This is a genomic window from Paractinoplanes bogorensis (genome assembly GCF_018829635.1).
Lineage (GTDB): Bacteria > Actinomycetota > Actinomycetes > Mycobacteriales > Micromonosporaceae > Actinoplanes > Actinoplanes bogorensis.
The window spans coordinates 171881-185725 of sequence record NZ_JAHKKG010000012.1; the positions used below are offsets into that span (position 1 = coordinate 171881).

The 13845-nt window shown below is 70.0% G+C and carries 13 protein-coding genes; 10 read left to right on the top strand and 3 right to left on the bottom strand.

Annotation, left to right across the window (positions count from 1 at the left end):
* Window positions 1-48: 48 nt before the first annotated feature.
* Window positions 49-357 (bottom strand): co-chaperone GroES, encoded by a 309-nt coding sequence (gene groES, locus KOI35_RS34890; protein ID WP_498368237.1) that lies wholly within the window; start codon window positions 355-357, stop codon window positions 49-51.
* A gap of 233 nt (window positions 358-590) precedes the next feature.
* Between groES and KOI35_RS34895 the strand changes: the two genes are divergently transcribed.
* The 9 genes from KOI35_RS34895 to KOI35_RS34935 all read left to right on the top strand — a co-directional run bounded on the left by KOI35_RS34895 (window position 591) and on the right by KOI35_RS34935 (window position 11559).
* Entirely contained in the window at window positions 591-1748 is a 1158-nt protein-coding gene (locus KOI35_RS34895) for a class I SAM-dependent methyltransferase (protein ID WP_308121283.1), read from the top strand.
* Between the two features lie 21 nt (window positions 1749-1769).
* Window positions 1770-2255, top strand: coding sequence for a Cys-tRNA(Pro) deacylase (gene ybaK / locus KOI35_RS34900; RefSeq protein ID WP_215792948.1), 486 nt, complete (start codon window positions 1770-1772; stop codon window positions 2253-2255).
* Between the two features lie 387 nt (window positions 2256-2642).
* Window positions 2643-3749 carry a sugar ABC transporter substrate-binding protein gene (locus KOI35_RS34905; RefSeq protein ID WP_215792949.1) on the top strand — a complete coding sequence of 369 codons (1107 nt, stop codon included), beginning with the start codon at window positions 2643-2645 and terminating at the stop codon, window positions 3747-3749.
* Window positions 3750-3914: 165 nt separating this feature from the next.
* Complete coding sequence (locus tag KOI35_RS34910; protein WP_215792950.1) at window positions 3915-4733, top strand: ATP-binding cassette domain-containing protein; 819 nt, start codon at window positions 3915-3917, stop codon at window positions 4731-4733.
* On the top strand, window positions 4730-5986 hold the full coding sequence (locus KOI35_RS34915) for a sugar ABC transporter permease (protein ID WP_215792951.1): 1257 nt from the start codon (window positions 4730-4732) through the stop codon (window positions 5984-5986). The genes KOI35_RS34910 and KOI35_RS34915 overlap by 4 nt, the downstream gene beginning before the upstream one ends.
* 34 nt (window positions 5987-6020) lie before the next feature.
* Window positions 6021-7199: an ROK family transcriptional regulator gene (locus tag KOI35_RS34920; RefSeq protein WP_215792952.1), complete on the top strand. Its 1179-nt coding sequence runs from the start codon at window positions 6021-6023 to the stop codon at window positions 7197-7199.
* Between the two features lie 70 nt (window positions 7200-7269).
* Entirely contained in the window at window positions 7270-8214 is a 945-nt protein-coding gene (locus tag KOI35_RS34925; RefSeq protein ID WP_246614248.1) for a hypothetical protein, read from the top strand.
* Window positions 8211-9905, top strand: a complete 1695-nt coding sequence (locus tag KOI35_RS34930; RefSeq protein WP_215792953.1) for a peptidase M16 family protein — start codon at window positions 8211-8213, stop codon at window positions 9903-9905. Before KOI35_RS34925 ends, KOI35_RS34930 begins: the two co-directional genes overlap by 4 nt.
* 61 nt (window positions 9906-9966) lie before the next feature.
* Window positions 9967-11559 carry a molybdopterin-dependent oxidoreductase gene (locus KOI35_RS34935; RefSeq protein WP_215792954.1) on the top strand — a complete coding sequence of 531 codons (1593 nt, stop codon included), beginning with the start codon at window positions 9967-9969 and terminating at the stop codon, window positions 11557-11559.
* Between the two features lie 166 nt (window positions 11560-11725).
* On the opposite strand, the gene KOI35_RS34940 is transcribed toward KOI35_RS34935, so the two are convergent.
* Complete coding sequence (locus KOI35_RS34940) at window positions 11726-12115, bottom strand: WhiB family transcriptional regulator (RefSeq protein ID WP_215792955.1); 390 nt, start codon at window positions 12113-12115, stop codon at window positions 11726-11728.
* Window positions 12116-12346: 231 nt separating this feature from the next.
* Here KOI35_RS34940 and KOI35_RS34945 point away from each other — a divergent pair, with 231 nt between their 5' ends.
* Entirely contained in the window at window positions 12347-13198 is an 852-nt protein-coding gene (locus tag KOI35_RS34945; RefSeq protein ID WP_215792956.1) for a response regulator transcription factor, read from the top strand.
* Window positions 13199-13322: 124 nt separating this feature from the next.
* Here KOI35_RS34945 and KOI35_RS34950 read toward each other — a convergent pair whose 3' ends face one another.
* Window positions 13323-13730 (bottom strand): DUF5319 domain-containing protein, encoded by a 408-nt coding sequence (locus KOI35_RS34950; protein ID WP_215792957.1) that lies wholly within the window; start codon window positions 13728-13730, stop codon window positions 13323-13325.
* Window positions 13731-13845 lie beyond the last annotated feature (115 nt).

Here is a 13845-nt window from a genome sequence, read left to right on the forward strand (position 1 = left end):
GCCCTGGCCCGTCAGCAACGGGCCAGGGCGATCAGCACTGTCAGTAGGTCACTTCTCGATGACCGCGAGGACGTCGCGGGCGGAGAGCACCAGGTACTCCTCGCCGGCGTACTTGACCTCGGTGCCGCCGTACTTCGAGTAGAGGACCGTCTCGCCGACCTGGACGTCAACCGGGATGCGGTTGCCCTTGTCGTCGATGCGGCCGGGGCCGACAGCGAGGACGGTGCCCTCCTGCGGCTTCTCCTTGGCGGTGTCGGGGATCACGATGCCGGAAGCGGTCGTGGTCTCAGCCTCGTTCGCCTGGACCACGATGCGGTCCTCGAGCGGCTTGATCGCAACCTTGGTCGCGGTAGTCACGGGCATACCCTCCTGGGTACAGGTTTGCCGACCAGAGGACCTGGTCGGGCTCATGCCTCATGCCACCGGGCGGGGCCGTCGTCGCGGGTGCCGGTCCGCCTGGTGCCAAGCAGCGGGCCCGGATGGGCTCACGGCTGGCACCCTCATGTTGAGAGTGCTAATCGGAGATTAGGCCGGAACTAGCACTCCGTCAACCAGAGTGCCAACCAAAGTGAGCCTGTGACAATGCCTGCGTGACTGCCTTTCTCCGTACGCCCGAAGGGGTGACCGCCCTGGCCCTGGCCAGCGAGATCACCAGCGGCGATCCGCTCGCCGCGGCCTCGGCAATGCGGGCCCGCGGGGTGCCGCCCGAACTGGCCGCGGCCGCGCTCACGCAGGTCGATCTGCGACGCCGCGCGGCCTCGAAGTTCGGTGCCGACGCGGCCTCGATGTTCTTCACCCGGGCCGGTCTCGAGCAGGCGACCCGGGCGGTGGTGGCCAACCGGCGCGCGGCCCGGCTCGTCGCGGCGGGTGTCACCACACTGGCCGATCTCGGCTGCGGGCTCGGGTCCGAGGCGATCGCCGCCGCCCGGGCCGGGATCGAGGTGTACGCCGTCGACTCCGACCCGGCCACGGCTGAGATCGCCGCGGCCAACGTGACGGCCCTGGGTCTCGACCACCGGGTCACCGTCCGGTGCGAGGACGCCACCGCCGTACGGGTGGAGGACTTCGACGCCGTCTTCGCCGACCCGGCGCGACGGCGGGCCGGGCGCGGCCGCGTGTTCGACCCGAACTCCTATTCGCCGCCGTGGGACTTCGTGGCCGGGCTGGCCGAGCGGGTTCCCCGGACGGTGCTCAAGCTCGCCCCCGGCATCGATCACGCGCTGCTGCCGCCGGGTGCCGAGGGGGAGTGGGTGAGCGTCGACGGCGATCTGGTCGAGGCGGCGTTCTGGTGCGGTCCGCTGGCCGAGGTGCCCCGCCGCGCGACGCTGCTGCCCGGGGCTGCGCAACTGACCGGAAGCGGCGACCGGAAAGCGCTGGTGGGCGGGGTGGGGGCCTATCTCTACGACCCCGGGCCGGCCGTGGTGCGGTCACATCTGGTGGCCGAGTTCGCCGAGACCGTGGACGGGCGGCTGGCCGACCCCGACATCGCGTACGTCTACACGGATGAGCCGCACGTGACCCCGTACGGGAAAAGGGTCGAGATCACCGATGTGCTGGGGTTCTCGCTCAAGCGGTTGCGGGCGCTGCTGCGCGAGCGGGGTGTCGGGCGGCTCGAGATCCGCAAGCGCGGCTCGGCCCTGGAACCCGATCAGTTGCGGCGCGACCTCAAGCTCTCCGGTCCCGAGGCGGCCTCGCTCGTGCTGACCCGGGTGGCGGGCGCGCCGACGGTGATCCTGGGTAGGCCGTAAAGCCGGAGTAGCGTGCGCCGCATGGCTAAGAAGGCCGCCGCCGGCACGCCCGCCACGGCACTGCTGACCGCGCAGAAGGTCGAGCACACCCTGCATCCGTACGACGTCTCGCCGGACGCACCCAACTACGGAGCGCTCGTGGCCGAGGCCCTGGGAATCGCGGCCGGGCGGGTCTTCAAGACGCTGATCGCGGAGGTCGACGGCGCTCTGGTCGTCGGGGTGGTGCCGGTGACCGGCGACCTCGATCTCAAGGCGCTCGCGCACGCCGCCGGGGGCAAACGGGCAAACCTGGCCGATCGCGCCGCCGCCGAGCGGAGCAGCGGCTACGTCCGTGGTGGGATCAGCCCGCTCGGACAGCGCAAGAAACTGCCTACGGTCATCGATGACTCGGCGGTAGATCTCGATTTGATGTACGTCTCGGCCGGCCGCCGGGGCCTTCAGGTGGCCCTTGCTCCGGCCGATCTCATCCGCCTCACGGAAGCGGTTACGGCGACAATTCGGACATAGAGTCCGAATCCTCCGTTCGATCGCGAGCCGTTACGACAACGTTACGCGCCGGGGGGATCTTTCTCCTGAGAATGGTGCAGAGCGGGCGTCGACCTGACTTAGCGTCACATCGTGAGTCACGTCAGCGATCGATCGGAGTGCCCGGGCGAGTCTTCGCCAGAGCCGTTCCGCCTGTATCACTGCCGTGTTGCCGGATTGTTATGCCGGGTTACGAGATCGGCTGTCGACACCGCTTGTGTAATCGGCCGCAACGGGAATACGTTGCCGGACACAACAAACTAGCTCCTGATCACTTTGATCACTCGGCGTCTCGGGGAGCGACACTCCCGCAGCGCGCACACCATCGAATCCGATGAAGGCCCGGATTTACCCGAAAGGACACTAGGAATGCGTAAGGGATTGTTCGCCCTTGCCGCCGTCGGCCTGCTGGCCACCGGCAGCATCGCCGCCTGCGGCAACGACGACAGCGGCTCGAACTCCGGCAGCACCAGCGGCGACTCCGCCGTCGGCAAGGTCGGCATCATCCTGCCGGACACCAAGAGCTCGCAGCGCTGGGGCACCGACGACCCGAAGTTCCTCAAGGCGGCGTTCGACGCGGCCGGCGTTCAGGCTGACATCCAGAACGCGCAGGGTGACAAGACGGCGTTCCAGACCATCGCCGACGGCATGATCTCGAGCGGCGTCAGCGTCCTCATGATCGTCAACCTGGACTCCGGCACCGGCAAGGCCGTCCTCGAGAAGGCCAAGAAGGCCGGTATCGCGACGATCGACTACGACCGCCTGACGCTGAGCGGCGGCGCGGACTACTACGTGTCGTTCGACAACGTGAAGGTCGGCGAGCTGCAGGGCCAGGGCCTGGTCAAGTGCCTCGAGGACAAGAAGTACACCAAGCCGATCGTGGCCGAGCTCAACGGCTCCCCGACCGACAACAACGCGACGCTGTTCGCGCAGGGCTACAACTCGGTCCTCGACCCGAAGTACACCGACGGCACCTTCACCAAGGGCCCGAACCAGGACGTTCCGGACTGGGACAACGCGCAGGCCGGCACGATCTTCGAGCAGATGCTGACCTCGAACAAGAAGATCCAGGGCGTTCTGGCGGCGAACGACGGTCTCGGTAACGCGGCCATCTCGGTGCTGAAGAAGAACAAGCTCAACGGCCAGGTCCCGGTCACCGGCCAGGACGCGACCGTGCAGGGTCTGCAGAACATCCTCGCCGGCGACCAGTGCATGACGGTCTACAAGGCGATCAAGAAGGAGGCCGACGCGGCCTCCGAGCTCGCGATCGCGCTGGCCAAGAAGCAGAAGCCGACCACGGCCACCGGCACCACCAAGGACCCGGAGTCGGGTACCGAGGTTCCGTCGGTGCTGCTCGACCCGCAGTCGATCACCAAGGAGAACGTCAAGGACGTCATCGCCGATGGCTTCGTGACCAAGGACGCGGTCTGCACCGCCGACTTCGCCAAGGCCTGCACCGACGCGGGAATCAGCTGAGAATCCTCAACTGATGACGGGCTAGACCCGAACTGACGACGGCGCCGCACACTCCCTGGTCAACAGGGAGGGTGCGGCGCCGGAATTGGGTTTCCCCCCATCCTGCCGTCCCCGGCCGCGCGCCGCGGGGCGGCAAACCCGGTCACTTAGCGAAGGAGATCCACCGTGGCCGCGACACCCCTCTTGGAACTCAGCGGGATCAACAAAGGCTTCGGTCCCGTTCAGGTCCTGCACGATGTGAGCTTGAGCGTCTACCCGGGCGAGGTCACCGCGCTTGTCGGCGACAACGGCGCCGGCAAGTCGACGATGGTCAAGTGCATCAGTGGCATCTACCAGATCGACTCGGGCACGGTGACCTTCGAAGGTAACCAGGTCGCCATCCACACCCCGAGCGATGCCTCCACGCTGGGCATCGAGGTCGTCTATCAGGACCTCGCCCTCTGCGACAACCTGGACGTCGTCCAGAACATGTTCCTCGGTCGCGAGAAGAAGCGCGGCATCGTGCTCGACGAGCCGACCATGGAACAGATGGCCGGCGACGCCCTCGCCAGCCTCTCGGTGCGCACCTTGAAGTCGCTGCGGCAACTCGTCGCCAGCCTTTCCGGTGGGCAGCGACAGACCGTGGCGATCGCCAAGGCCGTGCTGTGGAACTCCAAGGTCGTGATCCTGGACGAGCCGACCGCCGCCCTCGGTGTGGCGCAGACGGCGCAGGTGCTCGAGCTGGTACGCCGCCTGGCCGACAACGGCCTCGGCGTCGTGCTGATCTCGCACAACATGAACGACGTGTTCGCGGTCTCCGACCGGATCGCGGCGCTCTACCTCGGCCGGATGGCGGCCCAGGTCAAGACCACGGACGTGACCCACTCGCAGGTCGTCGAGCTGATCACCGCTGGTCGCAGCGGCAACCTCGGCCTGCCTCCCGAGAAGCCCGCCGCGGAACTCGGCGGAGACGTCGTCGACATCACGCCGGGAGGCGAGAAGTGACCACCACCACGACCACCACGGCGGGCGGCGTCAAGGTCGTCAAGCCCACCGTCGCGAGCTACATCAACGACTACTGGAGCCGGGTCCGCGGCGGTGACCTGGGTGGTCTGCCGGCGATCCTCGGCCTCGTCGTCCTGAGCCTGATCTTCGCCATCGCGCGGGACACGTTCATCAGCGGGCTCAACTTCGCGAACCTGTTCAACCAGGGCGCCATCTACATCTTCATCGCGATGGGCCTGATCTTCGTCCTGCTGCTGGGCGAGATCGACCTGTCGGCCGGTTACACCTCCGGTGTGTGTGGCGCCGTCGTCGCCATCCTGCTGACCAACCACGGCTGGGAGTGGTACACCGCTATCCCGGTCGCCCTGATCACCGGCATGGTCATCGGCTTCGTGCTGGGCTTCCTGGTCGCGAAGATCGGCATCCCGTCGTTCGTCGTCACGCTGGCCGCGTTCCTGGGCTTCCAGGGCCTGCTGCTGGTGCTCCTCGGCGGCGGCACCAACATCTCCACCCGCAACGAGTTCTTCAACTCGCTCAACAACGACAACCTGCCGGTGTCGTGGAGCTGGATCCTGACGATCCTGGCGATCGTCGGCTACGCCGGCGCGCAGCTCAACCAGGTGCGCAGCCGGGCCAAGCGGGGCCTGGTGACCGACCCGATGGGCATCGTGGCGATGCGCGTCGGCGGTCTGGCCGTACTGCTGATCGTGGCCACGTCGATCCTGACCCAGGAGCGCGCGATCAACCCGGCGATCAACTCGCTCAAGGGCGTGCCGATCGTCGTCCCGATCATCGGTTTCTTCCTGGTGCTGTGGACCTTCGTGCTGGGCCGCACCAGCTACGGCCGGCACGTCTACGCCGTCGGTGGCAACACCGAGGCGGCCCGCCGCGCCGGTATCCCGGTCGACCGGATCCGCATCTCGGTCTTCGTGATCGGCTCGTTCATGGCCTCGATCGGCGGCATCATGGCCGTCAGCCGGGCCAGCTCGGTCGACCCCAACACCGGTGGCAGCAACATCCTGCTGTACTCGGTGGGCGCGGCCGTCATCGGTGGCACCAGCCTCTTCGGCGGCAAGGGCAAGGTGATCAACGCCGTCATCGGTGGCGCGGTGATCGCCGTCATCGACAACGGCATGGGCCTGATGGGCTTCAGCTCGGGCACCAAGTTCATCGTGACCGGCCTGATCCTGCTGGTCGCCGCAAGCGTCGACGCCCTGGCCCGGCGCAGAGCGGCCGCAACCGGCAACCGATGAACGAGATCCGCCTGGTTCCGGGGACGGCCCGCTGATGCGAGCCGGCCCCAGCCAGGAGGAGGTGCGCCGGCACAATCTCGGGACGCTCCTCCGGTACGTGCACGTGCACGGCGCCACGTCCCGGGCCGAGCTGACCAGCCGGCTCGGCCTCAACCGGAGCACCATCGGGGCCCTGACCGCCGACCTGACCACCGCCGGGTTGGTCAGCGAGGCGGCACCACTCGAGACCCGCCGGGCCGGGCGACCGTCGCTGGTCGTCCGGCCCGAGTCGTCCCGGGTGTACGCCTACGCCATCAGCATCGAGGTGGACCGTCTGCGGGCGGCCCGGGTCGGGCTGGGCGGGCACATCCTCGACCGCCGCGAGACCGACCGGCCGCGCGGCATGCAGGTGCTCGACGCGGTGGAACCGCTGGCCGAGTTCGTCCGCGAGATGCGGGTCGGCGTGCCCGACGACACCCGCTACGTCGGCACCGGCGTGGCCGTGGCGGGCATGGTGCGCCGGGTCGACGGCATGGTGCGCCTGGCCCCGACCATCGGCTGGGTCGAGGAACCGGTCGGCCCGGCCCTGCGCTCGGCCCTGGGCGACGCCGGCCCCCTGACCCTGGGCAATCACGCCGACGTGTCGGCCCTGGTCGAACACAGCCGGGGGGCCGCCGCGGGCTGCGACAACGTCATCTACCTGTACGGCGACGTGGGCGTGGGCGCGGGCATCATCGCCGACGGCCGCCGGGTGGCCGGGCACGGCGGGTACGGCGGCGAGGTCGGGCACATGGTCGTGAACCCGTACGGCCGGGAATGCAGTTGCGGTTCGCGCGGCTGCTGGGAGACCGAGATCGGCGAGTACGCGCTGCTCAAGCACGCGGGCCGGGACCAGCAGAGCGGGCGCGACGCGGTGCTCGGCGTGGTCGACGCGGCCATGCGGGGCGACAGCCAGGCCCAGTTCGCCGTGCGGCAGGTCGGCGAGTGGATCGGCTTCGGCGTCGGCAACCTGGTGAACATCTTCAACCCCGAGGCGGTCATCTTCGGCGGCACGCTGCGCGACGTCTACCTGGTGGCGGCGGCCCAGATCCGCAGCCGGCTGAACGCCATCGCGCTGCCCGCCTGCCGCGAGCACATCCGCCTGCGCACCCCCGAGCTGGGCAACGACGCGGCTCTGATCGGCGCGGCCGAGCTCGCTTTCGAGCGCCTCCTCGAAGACCCTCTGATCAACTGATTTCCCGTACGTGGGTGTGCCCGCGCTTTCGGGGCCGCGTACATGATCACGATCATCTATGCTCCCCGCCGTGAGTGTGCGAGAGACGGTGAGTCTCGACCAGGCCGCCGCGTATCCCGAGGTCATAGCGGTGCGGGAGTGCGCGTCGGCGCGGGACTGGGACGGCGCGCGGCGGGTGCTCGACACCCTGCCGCCGGTGGGACGGACGATGGCACTGCGCAGCGGCGGTGAGCAGCCCGGCAGCGAGGACTTCCTGCGCGAACGGGTCGAGCGGGACCCGGCCGACTCGGCGGCCGCGGCGGCGCTGGCGTTCCGGCTGATCGACATCGCCTGGGAGATCCGATCGAGCTACGGGGCCGAGCACGTCAGCCGGCAGCAGTTCACCGACTTCCACGGGTGGCTGCGCAAGGCCGAGGTGGTGCTGATCGACGCCGTCGCCCGCAACCCCCGTGATCCGGCACTCTGGACCGCCCGTACCGTGACGGCCCGTGGGCTGGAACTCGGCTTGGCCGAGGTGCGCCGCCGCTACGACAAGGCCGCCGCCCTCGACCCGCACCACCTGCCGGCCCAGAACCACATGGTGCAGTCGCTCTGTCCCAAGTGGAGCGGCAACTGGGAGCTGCTGCACCCGTTCTGCCGCGAGGCGATGCTGGCCGCGCCGCCCGGGGCCGTGCAGGGCGCACTGGTCGCGGACGCGCACATCGAGCACTGGTTCGACCTGCCCGCCGGCACCGACACCGCCTATCTGACCAGCGCGGCGGTCCGCGACGAGATCCACGAGGCGGCCGAGCGCTCGGTGCTGCACCCCGGCTTCGGCCGCGACTACGGCTGGGTGCAGGCGGCCAGCACGTTCGCCTTCGTCTTCAGCGTGCTCAACGACCGCCGGTCGGCGGCCCGGGTGTTCACCATGCTGGGCGACTACGCCACCAAGATCCCGTGGACCTACATGGGCGGCGACACGGCCGAGCGGATCCGGACGTACCGGCGCCGGGCGCTGAGCGGCGGGACCCGATGATTACGCGGACCGAGGTCGACGGGGTGCCGGCGCTGCTGGCCCCCACCATCGGACAGAGCCAGGCGGGGCTGGCGTTCCGGGTCGGGTTCGCCGACGAGCCGCTGGCCCGGCGCGGCATCACGCATCTGGTGGAGCATCTGGCGCTCTTCTCGACGAGCGGCGCCGACTACCACTACAACGGCGCTACCGGGGTCGAGTACACGATCTTCCACATGCACGGTTCCGAAGCGGAACTGACCGAGTTCTTCGCCGAGGTCTGCGCATCGCTGCGGGACCTGCCGATGCAGCGCCTCGACATCGAGAAGGAGCTGCTGCGGGCCGAGGCGAACGGGCGGACCCGGGGCCCGGCCGAAGCGATGCCGTTGTGGCGCCACGGCGCCCGCGACTACGGCATGACCAGCTATCCGGAGTGGGGCCTGCCGGTTGTCGGCGCCGACGAGGTGCGCGCCTGGGTGGCTCGCTACTTCACCCGCGACAACGCCGTGCTGTGGGTGGCCGGCGACCGGGTTCCGGCCGGGCTGCGGCTCGACCTCCCGGCCGGCGAGCGGCGGCCGGCGCCGGCGCGGTCGTCGGCCCTGCCGATCACCCCGGCCTGGTTCCCGGGATCCTCCGGGGTGCTGGTGTGGGACGCCGACGTGCCGCGGGCGGCGAGCTCGTCGGTCTTCGCCGGAGTGCTCGACCGGGTGATGATGCGCGAGCTGCGGCGCGACGGCGGTTTCTCGTACACCGCCCAGGCCGGCTACGAGCCGCTCGGATCCGACCGCGCCCTGATCACGGCCGTTGCCGACGCGCTGCCGGAGAAGAACGGCGCGATGCTCGGTGCCTTCGTCGACCTGCTGGCGGCACTGCGGGTCGGCCGGGTCGACGAAGCCGACGTCGCGGCCGTGATCAAGAAGCAGACCGAGGCGCTGCGGAACGCCGAGGAACAGGGCACCCGGCTGCCCGGGCAGGCGCTCAACCTGCTGGCCGGCCGCGCGGTCCGCGACGTCGACGAGATGATCGCCGAGACGCGAGCGGTCACCGTGGCCGAAGTCGCCGAGGTGGCGGTGGCCGCGGTGGCGAGCGGGCTGCTCATGACCCCGCGGGGGGACGCCGACTGGGCCGGATTCACCGCCGCGCCCGAGCACTCCGAGTCGGCCGTCGCCGGGACGGCGTACGTCTCGCTCAACGACCCCGATGCGCGCCTGATCGTGGGCCCGGACGGGATCAGCCATGTCGCGGCCGACGACCGCTGCATCACCGTGCGGTTCGCCGACTGTGTGCTGGTGCGGGTCTGGCCCGACGGCGGCCGCCAGTTCGTCGGGCCCGACGGCATCACGGTCTGGTTCGAGCCGACGCTTTACGCCGGAGCGGACGGCGCCCGGGCCGGTCTCGATGCCTCGATCCCGCCCGCGGTCCGGGTCGACCAGCCGCCGCGCGCGCGGATTCCGGAGCCGGCGCCGCGGGCCGAGGAAGCCCGGCGGAGTCGCGACGCGGCGCGGTCGTGGGACCGGACCGCGGGCCTGATCGGGCTGATCGTGCTGGTGCCGGGAACGCTGATCGCGCTGCTGGTCGCCGTGGGGCTGGGGTTCACGTTCTCCAGCGATCCGGCGGACATCGGGGTGACGATCGGCACCATGGTGCTCTGCGTGGCTCTGGCCGCGGCCGGTGTCGTCGCCGTTCGCCGGTCGTGGCGGCGCTTCCGGGTGTGACGTCCTCGTTCCGTAAGACTTTGGTGGGCGTGCGGTCTTTCCCGGCGAGCATGATTGTCGGGTGAAGCTTTCGGTACGCGCCGGGTTGTCCGGGGTGGCGGCGGCCGCGGTGGCGGTGGGAGTGGCCGAAGTCGTGGCCGTGCTGACCGGGGCGCTGTCGGCTCCGCTGCTCGCGGTGGGCGGCGTGGTGGTCGACAACGTGCCCGGTCCGGTCAAAGACTTCGGCGTACGGGTGTTCGGGGTGCACGACAAGACGGCGCTCATCGTGGGCACGTCGGTGCTGCTCGCGGTCTACGCCTATGGGCTCGGCGTGGTCGCGCTGCGGTCGTGGCGGTCCGCGGTGGGCGGGATCGGGCTGTTCGCGGCGGTCGGCGTGGCGGCGGCGATGACCCGGCACGACGCGGGTGTCTTCGCGTGGCTGCCGACCGTGGTGGGGGCGGGGCTCGCTGTCTGGGTGCTGCGGCTGCTGCTCGACCAGGCGGGCGCCGACCTGACGGCGCGGACCCCGGTGCTGGTCGGCGCCACCACCGGGAACCGCCCCGACCACGACGGCGTTCGAACCGCTCGGCCGCCCGCCGCTCCCGACCCGTACGGGAAAGATCGTCGGGGTTTTCTGAAGCTTCTGGGTTATGCCTTCGGCGCGGCCGCCGTGACCGGGTTCGCGGGGCGCTGGCTGACCTCGCGGCAGGCGGTGACCGCGGCCCGCAACGACGTGGTGCTGCCGGTGCCGCGCCAGACCGCGCCGCCGCTGCCGGACGGGGTGCAGGTGCCGGATGTCACGCCCTACATTTCCCCTAATAAGGACTTCTATCGGATCGATACCGCCCTGATCCCGCCGCAGGTCGATCCGGCGACGTGGCAGCTCAAGATCCACGGGATGGTGCGCAACCCGATCACGATCACCTGGGAACAGCTGCTGCAACGTCCGATGATCGAGCGCTACGTGACCCTGGCCTGCGTCTCCAACGAGGTCGGCGGCGATCTGATCGGGAACGCCAAATGGCTGGGCACGCCGATCCGCGAGCTGCTCGAGGAGGCTGGGCCGCTGCCGGGCGCCGATCAGGTGGTGCAGCGGTCGGTCGACGGATGGACCTGCGGCAGCCCGACGGCGACACTGATGGACGGGCGCGACGCTTTGCTCGCGGTGGGCATGAACGGGCAGCCACTGCCGGTCGACCACGGTTTTCCCGTACGGATGGTGGTGCCGGGCCTGTACGGCTACGTGAGCGCGTGCAAGTGGATCACCGAGATCGAGTTGACCCGGTTTGCCGACTTCGACGCCTACTGGGTGCCGCGGGGCTGGTCGGCGCAGGCACCGATCAAAACGGAGTCGCGGATCGACACGCCCCGCGACGGGGGCCGGCGCTCGGCCGGCACGGTGGTCGTGGGCGGCGTGGCGTGGGCTCAGCACCGGGGGATCAAGAAGGTCGAGGTGCAGGTCGACGATGGCGCCTGGGCCGAGGCGGCCCTCGCGGCCACAGTGTCCAGCGACACCTGGCGGCAGTGGAGCTACGCGTGGCCGGCGACCGCGGGGGAACACTCACTCCGGGTACGGGCCACGGACGGGCAAGGGGTGACGCAGACGAGCACCCCGGCCGCACCGGCACCGGACGGGGCCTCCGGGTGGCACCGGATTCAGGTGCGCATCGACTGAAAGTGCCGGTTGGTTGAAGGCCGCACCACCGGTCCGTCATCCGTGCGCAAGTCGCTCATACGGTGGCTTGCATGTCCACCGATGCGGTTGATGAAGAGCCGTCGAACAACTCGACCCGGCCCCCGATGGGGGACCGGATCGTCATGGTGATGCCGCGTCTCCGGCGTCAGGCCGCGGGTGCCTGTCGCTGCGCCGGCACGGCAGACTTGTGGGGCCGGCCCAGCCGGGCCTCGAGTCGAGCAAGGTCGACACGTCCGTGATGACGGTCGGCGAGGTCCTCCCAGCCGACGGCGAGCAGCCGCAGCCGCTCCGCTTCGCTGAAGCCTCCCCAGACCCCGTACGGCTCTCGCACCGCGAGGGCGTGCGCGGCGCATTCGGCCCGGACCGGGCAGGAGCCGCACATGCCCTTGGCCTTGGATTCCCGGCGGTTGCGGGACGAACCGCGTTCACCGTCGGGATGGAAGAACTGAGCACTGTCCCGGCCCCGGCACAGTCCGAGTCGCTGCCAGTCCCACAGGTCGGCGATGGGCCCGGGCAATCTGCGAACGTTCGACATGTCACACCCTCCTCCCGCGCGGCACCGCGGAGTGTCGTCACGAGGGCCCTTGCTCAGGCCTGCCGCGGTGTTACCCCGGTGATCCCTGGCTCACACGCAACATGTCGATGTCTTCTGAAGCCGCATGGCATCGGGCTAGCAACTCATACCGATCTTTCCCATTTTTTCCATCTAAAGCGCGTAATGCTGCGGCCCTCGCGTGATCTCCTCTGAGAGAGAAGGAGGATCACTGTGCGTACCGTCCTCGTGTGCGTCCGTACCCCGCTGGCGGCCCAGACCGTCGCGTCCACCGCGGCCCGGCTCGGCATGACCGGCGTCGTCCGGACCGCGGTCAGCGAGACCGAGGCCATGATCCGCCTGGCTGAACGGCCGGCTGAAGTGGTCCTGGCTGACACCGCCGTAACTCGTCCCGACAGCGTCGGCTTCACCCGACGGGTACTGGCCCGCGCGCCGCAGGCGCAGGTCGTGCTCTTCGGGGCCGAAGACCCCCGGGTCGCCGCGGCGGCCGTCGCCGCGGGTGCCCGCGGCGTCATCCGTGGCGTCGAGCACGACCTGGTCAGCGTCGTGGCCAAGGCCCTGCTCCTGCTGCTGCTCCCGGTGCGCCCGCAGGGCATGCCGATCAACGGGGCGAACGCCCAGCCGGCCACGGTGGCCGGTGGAGCCCGGAACCAGAACTCGACCGCGGCCCGGGCCGCCTATCAGAACGGTCTGGCGGTGGGCGCGCACAACGCCGCGGCCGTGCCGGCCGTGCTCGGGCCGAACGCGCCGATGGTGCCGGCCCAGCGTGGCGACGCCCCGATCGACCCGGCCACCGGCCGGCCGATGGTGGCCTGGCCGGGCAACGAGACCCAGGTCGGCGTGGCCGACCCGGCGCCCGCGGGCCGGCGGCTCACGCTCACCGAGCGCGAGCTGCAGGTGCTGCGGGGGATGGCCGACGGCAAGAGCAACGCCGAGATCGGCCGGGAGCTCTTCGTCTCGGAGGACACCGTCAAGACCCACGCCCGGCGGCTCTTCCGGAAGCTCGGCGCCCGGGACCGCGCCCACGCGGTCGCGGCCGGCTTCCGAGCCGGGCTAGTGGCCTAATTCGCGATCGCCGCCGGTGAGGAGCCAAGCGATTTTTCGACGCCCGCGGGGTTTGCGGGTGTCGGAAAATCGCCTGGCTCCTCACCGGTTACAAGGCGATTGCCGCGGAGCGAAGCGGAGCCATCTACTCAGCCGGGGGCTCGTCTTCTGAGCCCTCGGTCAGTGTGTCGTGGACGCCGTCGGCGTAGCCGCGCGCGTATTCCCACGTGACGTAGTGGTCGGGATCCGGGTCGTAGGCCGGCTCGTGGACCCGCGGCCGCCCGCTGCTCAGCAGATGGCGCAGGTTTCCGCGCAGCAGATCCCAGTCGAAATAGTGCGGCTCGTGGCAGTCTTCGCACTCGATGACGAGGCCGCGGATGCCGGTCGGGCTCAGGAGCGCCTGATAGATCTCGAGGTCGGACAGATCCTCGAGAACGTCCTGCCGTTCGGCGTCGGTCAGCGGCTCGGACTCGGCGTCCTCGCTGAGGTCGTCGAGACCGGCGGCCGGATCGGTGGGGTCGCCGTTGAACGGGTCGATGGGCTCGTCTTGCACCCCCTTACCGTACTCACTCCGGACAGATGTGTGCTGGCCCGCACGTCCTGTCCGTCGTGCGGGGCGGCCCGGGACGGATGGGTAGGATGAACTTTCCGTCTTCCGGCTTTTAGGG

What these genes read in the sequence shown, in the direction of transcription:
- KOI35_RS34905 (WP_215792949.1), top strand. Translation starts at nt 2,643, where the DNA reads ATGCGTAAGGGATTGTTCGCCCTTGCCGCCGTCGGCCTGCTGGCCACC.
- KOI35_RS34930 (WP_215792953.1), top strand. Translation starts at nt 8,211, where the DNA reads ATGATTACGCGGACCGAGGTCGACGGGGTGCCGGCGCTGCTGGCCCCC.
- KOI35_RS34920 (WP_215792952.1), top strand. Translation starts at nt 6,021, where the DNA reads ATGCGAGCCGGCCCCAGCCAGGAGGAGGTGCGCCGGCACAATCTCGGG.
- ybaK (WP_215792948.1), top strand. Translation starts at nt 1,770, where the DNA reads ATGGCTAAGAAGGCCGCCGCCGGCACGCCCGCCACGGCACTGCTGACC.
- KOI35_RS34940 (WP_215792955.1), bottom strand. Translation starts at nt 12,115, where the DNA reads ATGTCGAACGTTCGCAGATTGCCCGGGCCCATCGCCGACCTGTGGGAC.